Here is a 15,544-nt window from a genome sequence, read left to right as displayed (position 1 = left end):
CATGCGTAACCTCGTCCTGAAAATCGCCGTCCTGACCCTGCCGCTCAGCCTGGGGGGCTGCGTCAAGACGGTCGCCAGCGTGGTGAAGGCCCCGTTCCAGGCGGCGGGGCAGGTGGTCGACTGGACGACGACCAGCCAGGACGAGGCGGACCGCAATTACGGCCGCAAGATGCGCAAGCAGGAAGCGCGCGAGGGCCGCGAGCGTCGCGATTACGAGAAACAGTGCCGCAAGCACCCCGAGCAGTGCCAGCAGGGCCAGCAGGGCTATGAAGGCTATCGCGCCGGTAACTGACCGCTGACGGGCGGCGGCCATCCCGCCAGGATGGTCGCCACCGCCGCCAGCACCTGGGGCCGATGCTGCACCCATAAATGGCTGGAGCGGACCTCGACCGCCGGGGTCGTGTCATCGCGGCAGATGATCCCGGCGACCAGCCCGTCGCTCCGGCTCCAGATCGCGGCGGAGGGGCAGGGCAGCGGCCCGGCGATCACCGCCGAGCGGGCGATGACGGCCGGGTCGTCCACCCGCTCGCCGGTCAGCGTCTCGAAGGCGCGCCAGACATTGGTCGCGCGGGCCGGTCCCGCATAGGGCGAGGAAATGGTGACGACGCCCGCGACCAGATCGGGGCGCGCCTGCGCCACCATCCGCGCGATGATCCCGCCCAGGCTGATGCCGATCAGCGTCACCGGCCCGCGATCGGCGACCGACTCGACCCGTGCGATCAGATGTCCGGCGTCCGGCCCGACGCTGCGCACCCCCAGATTGCGCCCGACTCCCCAGCCATGAACGTGGTAGCCCCTGGCGGCCAGATAGCGGCGCAGGACGATGTTCGACCGGTCGCTGTTGAACAGGCCGGGCAGCACCATCACCGCCCGCCCGTCGCCCCGCGGCGCGGCGGCCAGTTCGGCGCGATGCCGCCACCAGGTCGCACCCATCCACAGCGCACGCGGAAGCTCGGCCGCCCAGAGCGCCTTGGACGGCGGCGGGATCACAGCCATGCCATCACCGTCCAGGGGAAGGGCGTCCACCACCCCATCCGCACCCCCGCCGCCGCCAGCGCGTCGCCGGTCCAGCTGTTGCAGGTGTGGGCGGCGCTGTACCGCCCCCTCGCTTCGTAAAAGGCATCGTACACGTCATAGCCGGGATAATGAGCGCCATTGCTCCGCCAGCTTCCCCGGATGAACGCGACTAGGCGGCGATACGCCTCGGGCGACAGTCGGATCATCTGCACATCGTCGCCATTCGCGCGCGGAAGCGGCAGGTGGTCGACATGGATCAGCGTCCGGTCGCTGCCCAGCGCGGCACGGAGGATAGTCCCCGGCCTGACGTCGCGCCAGTGCGGCGTCTCGCGGAAAAAGCCGGCCTCGCCCCAGCCGATGGCGAGATAGGGAAAGCCCGCATAGCGCGGATCGCGTAAGTCCTCGGCCCGCGCCCAGTCGCGCCAGTCCACCCCCGCCGCCTGTTTGGGGAGGATGATGGCGGTATGGACCGCGCTCGACTCGACGAAGATGGTGACCGCATCGGGGCCGGGCGCGGGCAGGGCGATGGTGCGACGCGGAACCGCCCCCAGCGCCAGTCCCAACGCGAAATAGCCCAGCAGGATCAACCCGATGGCGGCCGCCATCCCCCTTGCAACCCGGCCGAGCCGTCGCCACGATATGGTTTCATTTGTCACCATCATCATGATAGGCTCCACGAATGGCACAGGATACCCATGTTCTCGCCGCTCCGCCCGAAGGGGCCGGTGCCGACTGGACCATCCCCCAGGGCTGGGCGCATTATACGGCCGAGGAGCATGCGACCTGGGACACGCTGTTCGCGCGCCAGTCCAGATTGCTGCCGGGCCGCGCGTCGGAGGCGTATCTGCGCGGCCTCGACGTGCTCAAGCTGTCGCGGCCGGGCATTCCCGATTTCGAGGAACTGTCCGAACGCCTGATGGCGTTGACCGGGTGGCAGGTGGTGGCGGTGCCGGGGCTGGTGCCCGACGATGTGTTCTTCGACCATATGGCCAATCGCCGCTTCGTCGCGGGCAACTTCATCCGGCGGCCCGACCAGCTCGATTATCTTCAGGAGCCCGACGTCTTTCACGACGTGTTCGGCCATGTGCCGATGCTCGCCGACCCGGTCTTCGCCGATTACCTCGCGGCCTATGGGCGCGGCGGGCAGCGCGCGCTGGGGATGGATGCGCTGAAATATCTCGGGCGGCTCTATTGGTACACGGTCGAGTTCGGGCTGGTGCGCGAAGATGGCGACCTGCGTATCTATGGCGCGGGGATCGTGTCGAGCTATTCGGAAAGCCGCTTCGCGCTGGAGGATCCGAGCCCCAACCGGATCGGCTTCGACCTCGCCCGCGTGATGCGCACCGAATATCGGATCGACGATTTCCAGCAAAATTATTTCGTGATCCCGTCGTTCGAGGAATTGCTTCGCGCCACGCTGGAGACGGACTTCTCGCCGCTATACGCGCAGATCAAGGCGTTGCCGGATATACCGGTGGCGGAGATCGTGGACGGTGATGACGTACTGACCCGGGGTACACAGGACTATGCCAAGGGAAAGCTGGGATAGGTTTTCGCTTGGCCTTCGACTTCGCTCAGGCTGAACGGAGTTTGGTGCTTGCCCCACAGCCGTTCAGGCTGAGCGAAGTCGAAGCCCACGCTCACCCATCGGAACCTTCGCCTCCGCCCCCGGTTCGCTGCATCATGCACGACCATCCCAACAATGCGGTGAACTATCCGCTGCTCGCCCGCCCGCACATCCAGCTGTACGGCACGGTGGACGAGGTGATGTATGCCGGGTTCAAGGACCAGCTCGCCGCCGCGCCGGCGGACGGTCCGCTGGTCGTGTCGATCACCACGCTGGGCGGCGATCCGGAGATGGCGCGGGCGATGGGCGACTCGATCCGGCTGCTGCGCGACTACACGGGGCGCGACACGCTGTTCCTGGGCAAGGTCGCGGTCTATTCGGCGGGGGCGACCTTCATGTCGGCCTTTCCGGTCGAATATCGCTTCCTGACGCGCGGCACCCGCCTGATGCTGCACGAGCGGCAGATGAGCGGCAGCATCGACCTGTCCGGCCCGCTGACCAACCTGCCCGTGGTGCTGAAGGCCAAACTGCACGAGATCGAGCAGTCGGTGCTGATTCAGGAGGAGGGCTTCCGCGCCATCGTCAACGGATCGAAGGTGACCTTCGAGACGCTGCAGGAAAAGGCGCGCAGTAACTGGTATATCGATGCCGAGGAGGCGCGCGAGCTGGGCCTCGTCCTTGATGTGATCTGAGGCAGCGCTTAAATCGGTCAAGACATTTGCGACATGCGCCCCTGTCATGTATCGGCGGGAGCGATCCTTTGCCGACATGCCTGTCGGCCCATCCAGCGGGTTTGTGACCATGGCCGAATTTGCCCTGCCGAAGAACAGCGTCATCAAGAAGGGCGAAACGCATAAGGCGACCACCGGCGGCCGTCTGAAAAAGTTCAAGGTCTATCGCTACGATCCCGACTCGGGCCAGAATCCGCGTTACGACACGTTCGAGATCGATCTGGACGAGTGCGGCCCGATGGTGCTCGACGCGCTGATCAAGATGAAGGCCGAGCAGGACAGCTCGCTGACCTTCCGCCGTTCGTGCCGCGAGGGCATTTGCGGATCGTGTGCCATGAACATCGACGGCCGCAACGGCCTGGCCTGCACCACCGCGATCGAGGATGTGAAGGGCACCGTCCAGATCACCCCGCTGCCGCACATGGACGTGGTCAAGGACCTGGTCCCCGACTTCACGCACTTCTACGCGCAGTACGCCTCGATCAAGCCGTGGCTCCAGACCGTGTCGCCCGCGCCCTCGGGCAAGGAACGGCTCCAGTCGCCCGACGACCGCGCGAAGCTCGACGGCCTCTACGAGTGCATCCTGTGCGCCTGCTGCTCGACCTCGTGCCCCAGCTATTGGTGGAACAGCGACAAGTTCCTGGGCCCGGCGATCCTGCTCCAGGCCTATCGCTGGCTGGCCGACAGCCGCGACGAGATGACCGGCGAGCGTCTGGACGAGCTGGAGGATCCCTTCCGCCTCTATCGCTGCCACACCATCATGAACTGCGCGAATGTTTGCCCCAAGGGCCTGAACCCGGCCAAGGCGATCGCGGAAATCAAGAAGATGGAGGCCGAGCGGATCATCTGATCCGGTTGGTTCGACGGAAACGGAAAGGGGGTCGGAAACGGCCCCCTTTTTCTATTCCTCCCCAAGCTCGCTTGGGGAGGGGGACCATCGCGCAGGCGATGGTGGAGGGGCGGTATCCCTGATCGGGCGGTGACACCCCTCCGTCAGCCCTGCGGGCTGCCACCTCCCCTTCCAGGGGAGGAATGGGGTTGACGGGAAAGAGGCCAGGGCAGACACCGCCCCCCAACATGCCCGACATCCTCAATGCCTATCGCCGCCTGATCGAAGCCGGAGAGCTTCGCCCCGATCCCGAACAGGCCGCCGCCGCCGCCCGGCTCCAGCAGCTGGCGACCGAATTGGAAACGCCGCGCAGGACCGGCTTCTTCGCACGCCTGACCGGCAAGGGCACGCCTGCGCCCAAGGGCGTCTATCTCTGGGGTGATGTCGGGCGCGGCAAGTCGATGCTGATGGACCTGTTCTTCGACCATGTCGCGGTCGAGGCCAAGCGCCGCGTCCATTTCGCCGAGTTCATGCTGGAGGTCCATGCCCGCATCGCCACCGAGCGGGCCAAGCAGGCGGGCGAGCCGATCGCCCCCGTCGCCGCCGCGCTGGCCGAGGAAGTCCGGCTGCTGGCGTTTGACGAGATGATGGTGACCAACAGCCCCGACGCGATGATCCTGTCGCGGCTGTTCACCGCCTTGATCGAGGCGGGGGTGACGATCGTCACCACCTCCAACCGGCCGCCGAAGGACCTCTACAAGAACGGGCTCAACCGCGAGCATTTCCTGCCCTTCATCGCGCTGATCGAGGCGCGGCTGGACGTGCTGGCCCTGAACGGGCCGACCGATTACCGGCGCGACCGGCTGGGGCGGCTCGACACCTGGCTGGTGCCCAATGGGCCCAAGGCGACGCTGACGCTGTCGGCGACCTTCTTTCGCCTGACCGACTATCCGGTCGAGGATGCCGCGCATGTACCCTCGGAGGATCTGAAGGTCGGTGGCCGCGTGCTGCATGTCCCCAAGGCGCTGAAGGGCGTCGCGGTCTTCTCGTTCAAGCGGCTGTGCGGCGAGGCGCGGGGGGCGGCGGACTATCTGGCGGTCGCGCGGCGCTTCCACACCGTCATCCTGGTCGGCATCCCCAAGCTGGGGCCGGAGAATCGCAACGAGGCGGCGCGCTTCGTCCAGCTGATCGACGCGCTCTACGAACACAAGGTCAAGCTGCTCGCCGCAGCCGATGCGCAGCCCGCCGAACTCTATGAAACCGGGGATGGTCGATTCGAGTTCGAACGGACGATCAGCCGCCTCGAAGAGATGCGCTCCGAGGACTATCTGGCCCAGGGCCACGGGTCGGGCGAGCCCTTGATTTGACCTTAATGCACTTGCGAACTATTATCGTTTAAAATCTTAAACTCTGTGGAATAACGGTTGCCCCGACGCCCATATAGGCGTAGGCCGCGTGACCAATCACGCACGTCCACTACGGAGTAGGATTGGAATGGCTCGCAAGAAGATCGCGCTGATCGGCGCCGGCAACATCGGCGGCACGCTGGCGCACCTCGCCGCGCTCAAGGGGCTGGGCGATATCGTCCTGTTCGACGTCGTCGAGGGCGTGCCCCAGGGCAAGGCGCTGGACCTGTCGCAGTGCGGCCCGGTCGAAGGCTTCGACGCGAATATCAAGGGTTCCAACGATTACGCCGACATTGCGGGCGCCGATGTCATCATCGTCACCGCCGGTGTCGCGCGCAAGCCCGGCATGAGCCGCGACGACCTGCTCGGCATCAACCTGAAGGTGATGAAGGCGGTCGGCGAGGGCATCCGCGACAACGCCCCCGACGCGTTCGTCATTTGCATCACCAACCCGCTCGACGCGATGGTCTGGGCGCTGCGCGAATTCTCGGGTCTGCCCGCGAACAAGGTCGTCGGCATGGCGGGCGTGCTCGACTCGGCGCGCTTCAGCCACTTCCTCGCCGAAGAGTTCGGCGTGTCGGTGAAGGACGTGAACACCTTCGTCCTCGGCGGCCACGGCGACACCATGGTCCCGGTCCTGGAATATTCGACCGTCAGCGGCATCCCGGTCAGCGACCTGATCGAGATGGGCTTCTCGACCAAGGAAAAGGTCGAAGAGATCGTCAAGCGCACCCGTGGCGGCGGCGGCGAGATCGTCGCGCTGCTCAAGACCGGCTCGGCCTATTATGCGCCTGCCACCAGCGGCATCGCGATGGCCGAGGCGTATCTGTACGACCAGAAGCGCATCCTGCCCGCCGCCGCGCACCTGTCGGGTGAATATGGCATCGACAACCTCTATGTCGGCGTGCCCGTCGTGATCGGCGCCGGCGGCGTCGAAAAGGTCGTCGAGGTCAAGCTGTCGGACGAGGCGAAGGCCAACCTTCAGGTCTCGGTCGACGCGGTCAAGGAACTGCTCGTCGCCTGCAAGGGCATCGACGAGAGCCTGGCGTAATTCATTAAAGGAATAACACCGCCCCGGCGAAGGCCGGGGCCCAGTTGGGTTGGCCAGAGTGATCGAAGCGCAAGCCTTCGTCTACATCATGGCCAGCGGTCGGAACGGAACGATCTATCTCGGTTCGACGACTAATTTGCCGCGGCGCGTGTGGGAACATCGCAACGACGTGGTGGCTGGGTTCACGCGGGATAACCGCTGTCATCGGCTCGTATGGTACGAGGTGCATGATAGCTGGGAAGCAGCGCGGCAACGCGAACTGCGAATGAAGAATTGGAAGCGGCTTTGGAAGCTGCGAGAGATCGAAGGGCTAAATCCCGATTGGGATGACCTGTATGATCGCATCGCACTGCCATAACCGTATCGCAACTGGGCCCCGGCCTTCGCCGGGGCGGACAAGGACGGAACCGACGGATGAGCATCCTCGTCAACAAGAACACCAAGGTCATCACCCAGGGCATGACGGGTGAAACCGGCACGTTCCACACCCAGCAGGCGCTGGCCTATGGCACGCAGATGGTCGGCGGCGTGACGCCGGGCAAGGGCGGCACCGAGCATATCGGCCTGCCGGTCTTCAACACCGTCGCCGAAGCCAAGTCGAAGACGGGCGCCGATGCGAGCGTGATCTACGTTCCGCCGCCCTTCGCGGCCGACTCGATCCTGGAAGCGATCGACGCGGAAATCCCGCTGATCGTCGCGATCACGGAAGGCATTCCGGTCCTCGACATGGTCAAGGTGAAGCGCGCCCTGTCGGGTTCGAAGTCGCGCCTGATCGGTCCGAACTGCCCGGGCGTGCTGACGCCGGGCGAGTGCAAGATCGGCATCATGCCGGGTTCGATCTTCAAGAAGGGCTCGGTCGGCGTCGTGTCGCGTTCGGGAACCCTGACCTATGAGGCGGTGTTCCAGACCTCGAACGCTGGCCTGGGTCAGACGACCGCAGTCGGCATCGGTGGCGACCCCGTCAACGGCACCAACTTCATCGACGTGCTCGAGATGTTCCTGGCCGATGACGAAACGAAGTCGATCATCATGATCGGCGAGATCGGCGGCTCGGCCGAAGAAGAAGCCGCGCAGTTCCTGCGTGACGAGGCCAAGCGCGGCCGTTCGAAGCCGATGGCGGGCTTCATCGCGGGCCGCACCGCGCCTCCGGGCCGTCGCATGGGCCATGCCGGTGCGATCGTGTCGGGCGGCCAGGGCGGCGCCGAGGACAAGATCGCGGCGATGGAAGCAGCCGGGATCAAGGTCGCGGCCAGCCCGTCGGAGCTCGGCTCGACCCTGTTGTCGGTGCTGAACAAGTAAGGCGTATCGCGTCACCCCGGCACACCCGCCGGGGTCCGTGGCGGCAGGCGGGCCGCTCGCGGCTGCGGACCCCAGGCGGATGTGCCGGGGTGGCGATCATGAAGAAGACGGGCGGTCGAGGAAGCGTCTCATGGGCTACGAAGGCCAGGAATTCAGCGAAATCGCGGCGGGCGTCAGCCCCGCTTTCATCGAAACGCTCTATGCCAAGTATCAGGCCGACTCGTCGTCGGTCGATGCGGGCTGGCGGACCTTTTTCGACGGTCTGGAGCAGGGCGTGGGCGCCCCCAGCTGGCAGAATAAGCGCTGGCCGCTGACCTCGACCGACGATCTGACGGCGGGCCTCGACCCGACCCAGATGGAACCCGCGCCCAAGCCCGGCCGTGATGGCAAGGGGGGCGGCAAGCCCGCTCCGGCAGCCGCCGCGCCCTCGACCGCCGACATCGTCAAGGCGGCGGGCGACGCGATCCGCGCGCAGATGCTGATCCGCACCTACCGGGTGCGCGGCCATCTCGCGGCGAACCTCGACCCGCTCGGCCTGTCGGGCCTGCGTGAGCTTCCCGAGGACCTGAAGACCGAATATCACGGCTTCACCGACGCCGACCTCGACCGCAAGGTCTATCTGGGCGGCACGATGGGCTTCGAATGGGCGACCGTTCGCGAGCTGGTCGACACGCTGCGCAAGAATTACTGCGGCAATATCGGCTTGGAATATATGCACATCGCGGATGTGGAGGAGCGCCGCTTCCTCCAGGACCGGATGGAAGGCCAGGACAAGGCGATCGACTTCACCGTCGATGGCAAGAAGGCGATCCTGAACAAGGTCATCGAGGCCGAGCAGTGGGAAAAGTTCCTCGGCAAGAAGTACGTCGGCACCAAGCGCTTCGGCCTGGACGGCGGCGAGTCGATGATCCCCGCGCTCGAATCGGTCATCAAGTACGGTGGCCAGATGGGCGTGCGCGAGATCGTGTTCGGCATGGCGCATCGCGGCCGTCTGAACGTGCTGGCCAACGTCATGGCCAAGCCGCTGCGCGTGATCTTCCACGAATTCGCCGGCGGTTCGGCCAACCCCGATGATATCGGCGGGTCGGGCGACGTGAAGTATCACCTCGGCACCTCGACCGACCGCGAGTTCGACGGCCACAAGGTCCATATGTCGCTGGTCGCCAACCCCTCGCACCTCGAGGCGGTGAACCCCGTCGTGCTGGGCAAGACCCGCGCGATCCAGACGATCGCGGGCGACCTGACCGATCACGCGGCCTCGGTGCCGGTGCTGATCCATGGCGACGCGGCGTTCGCGGGCCAGGGCATCGTGTGGGAGTGCCTCGGCTTCTCCGGCATCCGTGGCTACAACACGGGCGGCTGCGTCCACTTCATCATCAACAACCAGGTGGGCTTCACCACCAGCCCGCAGTTCGCGCGCTCCTCGCCCTATCCGTCGGATGTGGCCAAGGGCGTCCAGGCGCCGGTCTTCCACGTCAATGGCGACGATCCCGAGGCGGTGACCTTCGCCACCAAGATGGCGATCGAGTTCCGCCAGAAGTTCCACCGCGACATCGTGATCGACATGTGGTGCTATCGCCGCTTCGGTCATAACGAGGGCGACGAGCCGGGCTTCACCCAGCCGCTGATGTACAACAAGATCCGCCAGCACCCCGGTGTCAGCGAGATCTACTCGAAGCGCCTCGTCGCCGAGGGTGTGGTGGACCAGGCCTGGGTCGACGAGAATATTAAGCAGTATACCACGCGCTGCGAAGGCGAGTTCGAGGCGGGCCAGAGCTACAAGCCCAACAAGGCCGACTGGTTCGCCGGTCGCTGGTCGGGTCTGTCGGCGCCGAAGGAGACCGATCAGGGTCGCCGCAACGTGGAGACCGGCCTCGACAAGAAGCTGTTCGACGCGATTGGCCGCACGTTGACCACGATCCCCGAAGGGCTTCAGGTCCACAAGACGCTGAACCGCGTGCTCGACGCCAAGCGGCAGATGTTCGCGAGTGGCGAAAATTTCGACTGGGCGACCGGCGAGGCGCTGGCCTTCGGCTCGCTGCTGTCGGAAGGGTACGGCGTGCGTCTGTCGGGCCAGGATTCGGGTCGCGGCACCTTCTCGCAGCGTCACGCGGTCTGGGTCGACCAGACCGACGAGCACAAGTACGTGCCGCTGAAGACCGTCGAGCATGGCAGCTTCGAGGTGCTGGACAGCCCGCTGTCCGAATATGGCGTGCTGGGCTTCGAGTACGGCTATGCGCTCGCCGATCCGAAGACGCTGGTGCTGTGGGAGGCGCAGTTCGGCGACTTCGTCAACGGCGCGCAGATCATGATCGACCAGTTCATCACGTCGGGCGAGTCCAAGTGGCTGCGCGCCAACGGCCTCGTGATGCTGCTGCCGCATGGTTATGAAGGGCAGGGGCCGGAGCACTCGTCGGCGCGTCCCGAGCGCTTCCTCCAGTCCTGCGCCAACGACAATATCCAGGTTGCGAACTGCACCACCCCGGCCAACTATTTCCACCTGTTGCGCCGCCAGATGCACCGTAACTTCCGCAAGCCGCTGATCGTCTTCACGCCCAAGTCGCTGCTGCGTCACAAGCTGGCGGTGTCGAAGGCCGAGGACTTCCAGGGCGAGAGCCACTTCCGCCGCCTGCTGTCGGACACCAACGGTGCCGCCGACGAGGCGACGACGCGTCTGGTCCTGTGCACCGGCAAGGTCGCCTATGACCTGATCGAGGCACGCGACGCGGCGGGCGACACCACGACCCAGATCGTGCGCGTCGAGCAGCTCTATCCGTTCCCGAGCGACGCGCTCGCCAAGCGGATCGCGCGCATGCCCAACCTGCAGGACGTGGTCTGGGCGCAGGAAGAGCCGAAGAACAACGGTTACTGGTTCTTCGTCGAGCCGCTGATCGAGGAAGCGCTGGCCGAGGCCGGGGCGTCGGTGAAGCGCGCCCGTTATGCGGGTCGTGCGGCGGCGGCATCGCCCGCCACCGGCCTGATGAAGCGTCACACCGCCGAGCAGGGCGCGCTGGTCGCCGATGCGCTGGGCCACAATGTCCGCGAGGAAATCCGCCGGACGCGCGCCGAGGGCAGCAACACCACCGCCAAGCCGACCACGGCGGCGGCGGACTGACACTTAACCGAGTTCCCCGGTCCTTCAGGGGCCGGGGAGGGATGAAATCTGGCGCGGGCGTTTTGCCCGCCCGCGTAAGAGCCCCGGTCGATGGACCGGGCGGAGGAAATGGGAATGGCGACTGAAGTTCTGGTGCCGGTGCTGGGCGAATCGATCTCCGAGGCGACGCTGGGCGAATGGCTGAAGCAGCCGGGTGACGCGGTGGCGGTCGACGAGCCGATCGCGAGCCTGGAAACCGACAAGGTCTCGGTCGAAGTGCCCTCGCCGGTGGCGGGTGTCATGGGCCAGCATGCCGTCAAGGTCGGCGACACGGTACAGGTCGGCGCGCTGCTGGCGACCGTCGATGCGGGTGGCTCGGCCCCGGCCAAGACCGAAGCGGCGACCCCGGCCGTGACCGCGACCCCGGCGGCGGCCGCTCCGGCCCCTGCGGCAGCTCCGGCCGCTGACGAGTCGAGCGACTCACCCGCCGCCCTCTCGCCGTCGGTGCGCCGTGCAGTGCTCGAGCATGGCCTCGACCCCGCGACGATCAAGGGCACCGGCAAGGACGGCCGCATCACCAAGGAAGACGTCGCCGCCGCCGCCGCCAACAAGTCGAGCGCTCCGGCCCCGGCCGCCGCTCCGGCTGCTGCCGCCCCCGCCGGTTCGGCGCGCAAGGAAGAGCGCGTGAAGATGACGCGCCTGCGTCAGACGATCGCCAAGCGCCTGAAGGAAGCGCAGAACACCGCCGCGATGCTGACGACGTTCAACGACGTCGACATGACGGCGGTGATCGAGGCGCGTGCCAAGTATAAGGACCTGTTCGAGAAGAAGCACGGCGTCCGCCTGGGCTTCATGGGCTTCTTCGTGAAGGCCGCGACGATGGCGCTGAAGGACATTCCGTCGGTCAACGCCTCGATCGAGGGCGATGAGATCGTCTATCACGACTATGCCGACATCTCGGTCGCCGTCTCGGCCCCGAACGGCCTGGTCGTGCCGGTCATCCGCGATGCGCAGGACCTGACGGTCGCGGGCATCGAAAAGACGATCGGCGACTTCGGCAAGCGCGCCAAGGACGGCACGCTGAAGATGGAAGAGATGAAGGGGGGCACCTTCACCATCTCGAACGGCGGCGTGTTCGGTTCGCTGATGTCGACCCCGATCATCAACCCGCCCCAGTCGGCGGTGCTGGGCCTCCACCGGATCGAGGAGCGTCCGGTCGTCGTCGACGGCCAGATCGTCATCCGCCCGATGATGTACCTGGCGCTGTCCTATGACCACCGGATCATCGACGGCCGCGAGGCGGTGACCTTCCTCGTCGCGCTGAAGAACGCGATCCAGGATCCGACCCGCATCCTGATCGACCTCTGATCGCTTTGTGATCTATACGGACCCTTGCCGCGGCGAGGGTCCGTCCTTGCTATGTAAGGCGGGTGCGCCCGCAGGCTGGACCCCGAAAGCCGGGGAACGGGAGAGACAAATGGCTGAGTATGACTATGACGTCCTGGTGATCGGCGCGGGCCCCGGCGGCTATGTCGCGGCGATCCGCGCGGCGCAGCTGGGCCTGAAGACCGCATGCGCCGAGGCGCGCGAGACGCTGGGCGGCACCTGCCTCAATGTCGGCTGCATCCCGTCCAAGGCGCTGCTCCACGCCTCCGAGCTGTTCGAGGAAGCATCGCACGGTGCGCTCGCCAAGTTCGGCGTCGAGATCGAGGGCGCGAAGCTCAACCTCGACCAGATGCACGCCGAAAAGGCCAAGGCGGTCGGCGAGCTGACCGGCGGTATCGAGTACCTCTTCAAGAAGAACAAGGTCACCTGGCTGAAGGGCAAGGCCGCGTTCCAGGATTCGAGCACGGTCAAGGTCGGCGACCAGACCGTCACCGCGCGCGACATCGTGATCGCGACCGGCTCGGTCGTCACCCCGCTGCCCGGTGTCACCATCGACCAGAAGGTCGTGGTCGACTCGACCGGCGCGCTGGCGCTGCCCAAGGTGCCGGAACATCTGGTCGTCATCGGCGGTGGCGTGATCGGGCTGGAGCTGGGCTCGGTCTGGCGTCGTCTGGGGGCCAAGGTCACCGTCGTCGAATATCTCGACCAGATCCTGCCGGGCTTCGACGGCGAGGTCCGCAAGGAATCGGCCAAGCTGTTCAAGAAGCAGGGCATGGAGCTTAAGACCTCGACCAAGGTGACCGGCGTCACCGTCGAGGGCGACCGCGCGACCGTGTCGGTCGAACCGGCGGCTGGCGGCACGGCGGAAACGCTGTCGGCCGACGCCGTGCTGGTCGCGATCGGCCGCAAGCCCAACACTGACGGGCTGAACCTGGAGGCCGCTGGCGTGAAGCTCAACGGCCGTGGCCAGGTCGAGATCGATCATGACTTCGCGACCAATGTCGACGGTGTCTGGGCGATCGGCGACGTCGCGCCGGGCCTGATGCTCGCGCACAAGGCCGAGGATGAAGGCGTCGCGGTGGCGGAGAACATCGCGGGCCAGACCGGCATCGTGAACCACGACGTCATCCCCAGCGTCGTCTACACCATGCCCGAAATCGCCGGTGTCGGCCTGTCGGAAGAAGCCGCCAAGGAGCGTGGCGAGGTCAAGGTCGGCAAGTTCCCCTTCATGGCGAACAGCCGCGCCAAGACCAACCGCGACACCGACGGCTTCGTGAAGGTCATTGCGGACGCCAAGACCGACCGCGTGCTGGGCGTGTGGATCATCTCGAGCCTCGCAGGCACGATGATCGCGCAGGCCGCGCAGGCGATGGAGTTCGGCGCGACGTCCGAGGACATCGCGTACACCTGCCACGCACACCCGACCCATGCCGAGGCGCTCAAGGAAGCCGCCATGGCGGTGCAGGGCAAGCCGATCCATATCTGACCCGTCACGGCCGGGCTATCCGCAAAAGGGGGCGGGCATCGCGGGATGCCCGCCCCCTTTCTTGTTTCGCGCGTCGGGGGCGGTGGTTACGGCGGCGCATCCCGCCGGGCTCTTATGCTGGGAGGTTGTTGCTGGACCGCAATCTCTGAGCGGCTATGCTGGTGGCGGGTTCACCACAGGTGCCGCCTGGGTTGCCGCTGGACCGCAATCTCTGAGCGGCTATGCTCAGGATGCTTCGCGCAAAGCTTGCCGAATTGTTGCCGCTGGACCGCAATCTCTGAGCGGCTATGCTACAGCCGCGCGGGCGATGCGTTCGACATGCGTTGCCGCTGGACCGCAATCTCTGAGCGGCTATGCTTGCAGGTGCGCAACCCCAACCGGCTGATCGAGTTGCCGCTGGACCGCAATCTCTGAGCGGCTATGCTGCCGATAGCCTTTCGGTCGATAGTCAGACAGTTGCCGCTGGACCGCAATCTCTGAGCGGCTATGCTCCTCCCGAAATCATCGTGACCTAGCCGCGTGTTGCCGCTGGACCGCAATCTCTGAGCGGCTATGCTCGAGTCGTTCGTGTATGGCATCGCCATGCGGTTGCCGCTGGACCGCAATCTCTGAGCGGCTATGCTTGCGCGATCGTAAGGGAGATACGCCAGCCGGTTGCCGCTGGACCGCAATCTCTGAGCGGCTATGCTACCCGTCGGCCAATTCCTTGACCTGCTGCGGTTGCCGCTGGACCGCAATCTCTGAGCGGCTATGCTGACGGGGACGCAGGTTTTCGGCGATGGCTTGTTGCCGCTGGACCGCAATCTCTGAGCGGCTATGCTCTCGGGCGGGAGCATCGCCGCCACGCTGTCGTTGCCGCTGGACCGCAATCTCTGAGCGGCTATGCTATCGTCATCGGGCGATCCCTCGCGTGCCTCGTTGCCGCTGGACCGCAATCTCTGAGCGGCTATGCTTCAAGGATCTGGTCGGCAGCGCGCAGCCGCGTTGCCGCTGGACCGCAATCTCTGAGCGGCTATGCTTTGGCTAGGCGGCGGTTCTGGCTGTAGCTAGTTGCCGCTGGACCGCAATCTCTGAGCGGCTATGCTCGTGGCGATTGCGATCCAGGGGCGCTCCTGGTTGCCGCTGGACCGCAATCTCTGAGCGGCTATGCTAACCGAAATCAACAGGCGATTGCGCAGCGGGTTGCCGCTGGACCGCAATCTCTGAGCGGCTATGCTTCAGCCATCCGCGCATCGGTCATGGCCTTAGGCCGGATCGACATTCATCGTAGCCAGATCATGGCGGCGGCGAGGTGGACGAAGCCGGTGAAGTGGATGATGCGGCGGTCGTAGCGAGTAGCGAAGCGTCGGAAATGCTTGAGGCGACCGAAGCATCTCTCGATTTGGTTGCGATGCTTGTAGATGCGGGCATCGTGCGGGATGGCGACCTTGCGGTTGCGCTTGGACGGGATCACCGCCTCGGCGTCCATCGCAGCGATCTGGCTACGCAAGTCATTGCCGTCATACGCCTTGTCGGCGAGCACGGCATTGCCGCGCTGGCCTTCGAGCAGGGCGGGTGCCGAGGCGATGTCGCTGGCTTGGCCGGGCGTGATACGAAACCGCAAAGGTCGGCCGAACGTGTCGGCGAGCATGTGTATCTTGGTGGTCAGTCCGCCTCGGGAACGCCCCAGCGCCTGATC

The 15,544-nt window shown here is 65.8% G+C and carries 14 protein-coding genes and 1 CRISPR repeat array; of the genes, 11 read left to right on the top strand and 3 right to left on the bottom strand.

Going from position 1 to position 15,544, the window contains the following annotated elements:
• Window position 1 precedes the first annotated feature (1 nt).
• The gene (locus tag ABIC44_RS16500; RefSeq protein ID WP_354296608.1) at window positions 2–292 is read left to right on the top strand and encodes a hypothetical protein; all 291 of its coding nucleotides are present in this window, start codon (window positions 2–4) and stop codon (window positions 290–292) included.
• On the opposite strand, the gene ABIC44_RS16495 is transcribed toward ABIC44_RS16500, so the two are convergent.
• Both ABIC44_RS16495 and ABIC44_RS16490 read right to left on the bottom strand, forming a co-directional pair.
• The gene (locus tag ABIC44_RS16495) at window positions 274–996 is read right to left on the bottom strand and encodes an esterase/lipase family protein (RefSeq protein ID WP_354296607.1); all 723 of its coding nucleotides are present in this window, start codon (window positions 994–996) and stop codon (window positions 274–276) included. The genes ABIC44_RS16500 and ABIC44_RS16495 overlap by 19 nt on opposite strands.
• Window positions 987–1,622 (bottom strand): TIGR02117 family protein, encoded by a 636-nt coding sequence (locus ABIC44_RS16490; RefSeq protein WP_354296606.1) that lies wholly within the window; start codon window positions 1,620–1,622, stop codon window positions 987–989. Before ABIC44_RS16490 ends, ABIC44_RS16495 begins: the two co-directional genes overlap by 10 nt.
• A 74-nt stretch (window positions 1,623–1,696) precedes the next feature.
• Here ABIC44_RS16490 and phhA point away from each other — a divergent pair, with 74 nt between their 5' ends.
• The 10 genes from phhA to lpdA all read left to right on the top strand — a co-directional run bounded on the left by phhA (window position 1,697) and on the right by lpdA (window position 13,866).
• Window positions 1,697–2,566 (top strand): phenylalanine 4-monooxygenase, encoded by an 870-nt coding sequence (gene phhA / locus ABIC44_RS16485; RefSeq protein ID WP_354296605.1) that lies wholly within the window; start codon window positions 1,697–1,699, stop codon window positions 2,564–2,566.
• A gap of 134 nt (window positions 2,567–2,700) precedes the next feature.
• Window positions 2,701–3,276 (top strand): ClpP family protease, encoded by a 576-nt coding sequence (locus tag ABIC44_RS16480; RefSeq protein WP_307100720.1) that lies wholly within the window; start codon window positions 2,701–2,703, stop codon window positions 3,274–3,276.
• Between the two features lie 109 nt (window positions 3,277–3,385).
• Window positions 3,386–4,165, top strand: coding sequence for a succinate dehydrogenase iron-sulfur subunit (locus tag ABIC44_RS16475; RefSeq protein ID WP_261268934.1), 780 nt, complete (start codon window positions 3,386–3,388; stop codon window positions 4,163–4,165).
• A 227-nt stretch (window positions 4,166–4,392) separates the two neighbouring features.
• Entirely contained in the window at window positions 4,393–5,511 is a 1,119-nt protein-coding gene (gene zapE / locus ABIC44_RS16470) for a cell division protein ZapE (protein WP_354296604.1), read from the top strand.
• A 127-nt stretch (window positions 5,512–5,638) separates the two neighbouring features.
• Window positions 5,639–6,601, top strand: a complete 963-nt coding sequence (gene mdh, locus ABIC44_RS16465) for a malate dehydrogenase (RefSeq protein ID WP_261268936.1) — start codon at window positions 5,639–5,641, stop codon at window positions 6,599–6,601.
• Window positions 6,602–6,659: 58 nt separating this feature from the next.
• On the top strand, window positions 6,660–6,959 hold the full coding sequence (locus tag ABIC44_RS16460) for a GIY-YIG nuclease family protein (RefSeq protein ID WP_387429495.1): 300 nt from the start codon (window positions 6,660–6,662) through the stop codon (window positions 6,957–6,959).
• Window positions 6,960–7,015: 56 nt separating this feature from the next.
• Window positions 7,016–7,900 (top strand): succinate--CoA ligase subunit alpha, encoded by an 885-nt coding sequence (gene sucD, locus ABIC44_RS16455; RefSeq protein ID WP_354296603.1) that lies wholly within the window; start codon window positions 7,016–7,018, stop codon window positions 7,898–7,900.
• A gap of 130 nt (window positions 7,901–8,030) precedes the next feature.
• Window positions 8,031–11,015 carry a 2-oxoglutarate dehydrogenase E1 component gene (locus ABIC44_RS16450; protein ID WP_354296602.1) on the top strand — a complete coding sequence of 995 codons (2,985 nt, stop codon included), beginning with the start codon at window positions 8,031–8,033 and terminating at the stop codon, window positions 11,013–11,015.
• A gap of 114 nt (window positions 11,016–11,129) precedes the next feature.
• Window positions 11,130–12,362 carry a 2-oxoglutarate dehydrogenase complex dihydrolipoyllysine-residue succinyltransferase gene (gene odhB, locus ABIC44_RS16445; RefSeq protein WP_354296601.1) on the top strand — a complete coding sequence of 411 codons (1,233 nt, stop codon included), beginning with the start codon at window positions 11,130–11,132 and terminating at the stop codon, window positions 12,360–12,362.
• A 109-nt stretch (window positions 12,363–12,471) separates the two neighbouring features.
• Complete coding sequence (lpdA, locus tag ABIC44_RS16440; RefSeq protein ID WP_354296600.1) at window positions 12,472–13,866, top strand: dihydrolipoyl dehydrogenase; 1,395 nt, start codon at window positions 12,472–12,474, stop codon at window positions 13,864–13,866.
• 124 nt (window positions 13,867–13,990) lie between these two features.
• Window positions 13,991–15,083: direct repeats of the CRISPR family, unit length 36 nt; unit sequence GTTGCCGCTGGACCGCAATCTCTGAGCGGCTATGCT.
• A gap of 44 nt (window positions 15,084–15,127) precedes the next feature.
• Here lpdA and ABIC44_RS16435 read toward each other — a convergent pair.
• On the bottom strand, window positions 15,128–15,544 hold a 417-nt coding region (locus ABIC44_RS16435; protein WP_354296599.1), incomplete at its 5' end, for an IS5 family transposase.

It is taken from the genome of Sphingomonas sp. 1185, from assembly GCF_040544655.1.
GTDB lineage: Bacteria > Pseudomonadota > Alphaproteobacteria > Sphingomonadales > Sphingomonadaceae > Sphingomonas.
The sequence above is the reverse complement of the archived record's forward strand: the minus strand, read 5'-3'. Positions and strand labels throughout refer to the sequence as shown.

Coding starts and splice junctions, on each gene's coding strand:
- ABIC44_RS16500 (WP_354296608.1), top strand. CDS start 2: ATGCGTAACCTCGTCCTGAAAATCGCCGTCCTGACCCTGCCGCTCAGC.
- ABIC44_RS16495 (WP_354296607.1), bottom strand. CDS start 996: ATGGCTGTGATCCCGCCGCCGTCCAAGGCGCTCTGGGCGGCCGAGCTT.
- ABIC44_RS16490 (WP_354296606.1), bottom strand. CDS start 1,622: ATGGCGGCCGCCATCGGGTTGATCCTGCTGGGCTATTTCGCGTTGGGA.
- phhA (WP_354296605.1), top strand. CDS start 1,697: ATGGCACAGGATACCCATGTTCTCGCCGCTCCGCCCGAAGGGGCCGGT.
- ABIC44_RS16480 (WP_307100720.1), top strand. CDS start 2,701: ATGCACGACCATCCCAACAATGCGGTGAACTATCCGCTGCTCGCCCGC.
- ABIC44_RS16475 (WP_261268934.1), top strand. CDS start 3,386: ATGGCCGAATTTGCCCTGCCGAAGAACAGCGTCATCAAGAAGGGCGAA.
- zapE (WP_354296604.1), top strand. CDS start 4,393: ATGCCCGACATCCTCAATGCCTATCGCCGCCTGATCGAAGCCGGAGAG.
- mdh (WP_261268936.1), top strand. CDS start 5,639: ATGGCTCGCAAGAAGATCGCGCTGATCGGCGCCGGCAACATCGGCGGC.
- sucD (WP_354296603.1), top strand. CDS start 7,016: ATGAGCATCCTCGTCAACAAGAACACCAAGGTCATCACCCAGGGCATG.
- ABIC44_RS16450 (WP_354296602.1), top strand. CDS start 8,031: ATGGGCTACGAAGGCCAGGAATTCAGCGAAATCGCGGCGGGCGTCAGC.
- odhB (WP_354296601.1), top strand. CDS start 11,130: ATGGCGACTGAAGTTCTGGTGCCGGTGCTGGGCGAATCGATCTCCGAG.
- lpdA (WP_354296600.1), top strand. CDS start 12,472: ATGGCTGAGTATGACTATGACGTCCTGGTGATCGGCGCGGGCCCCGGC.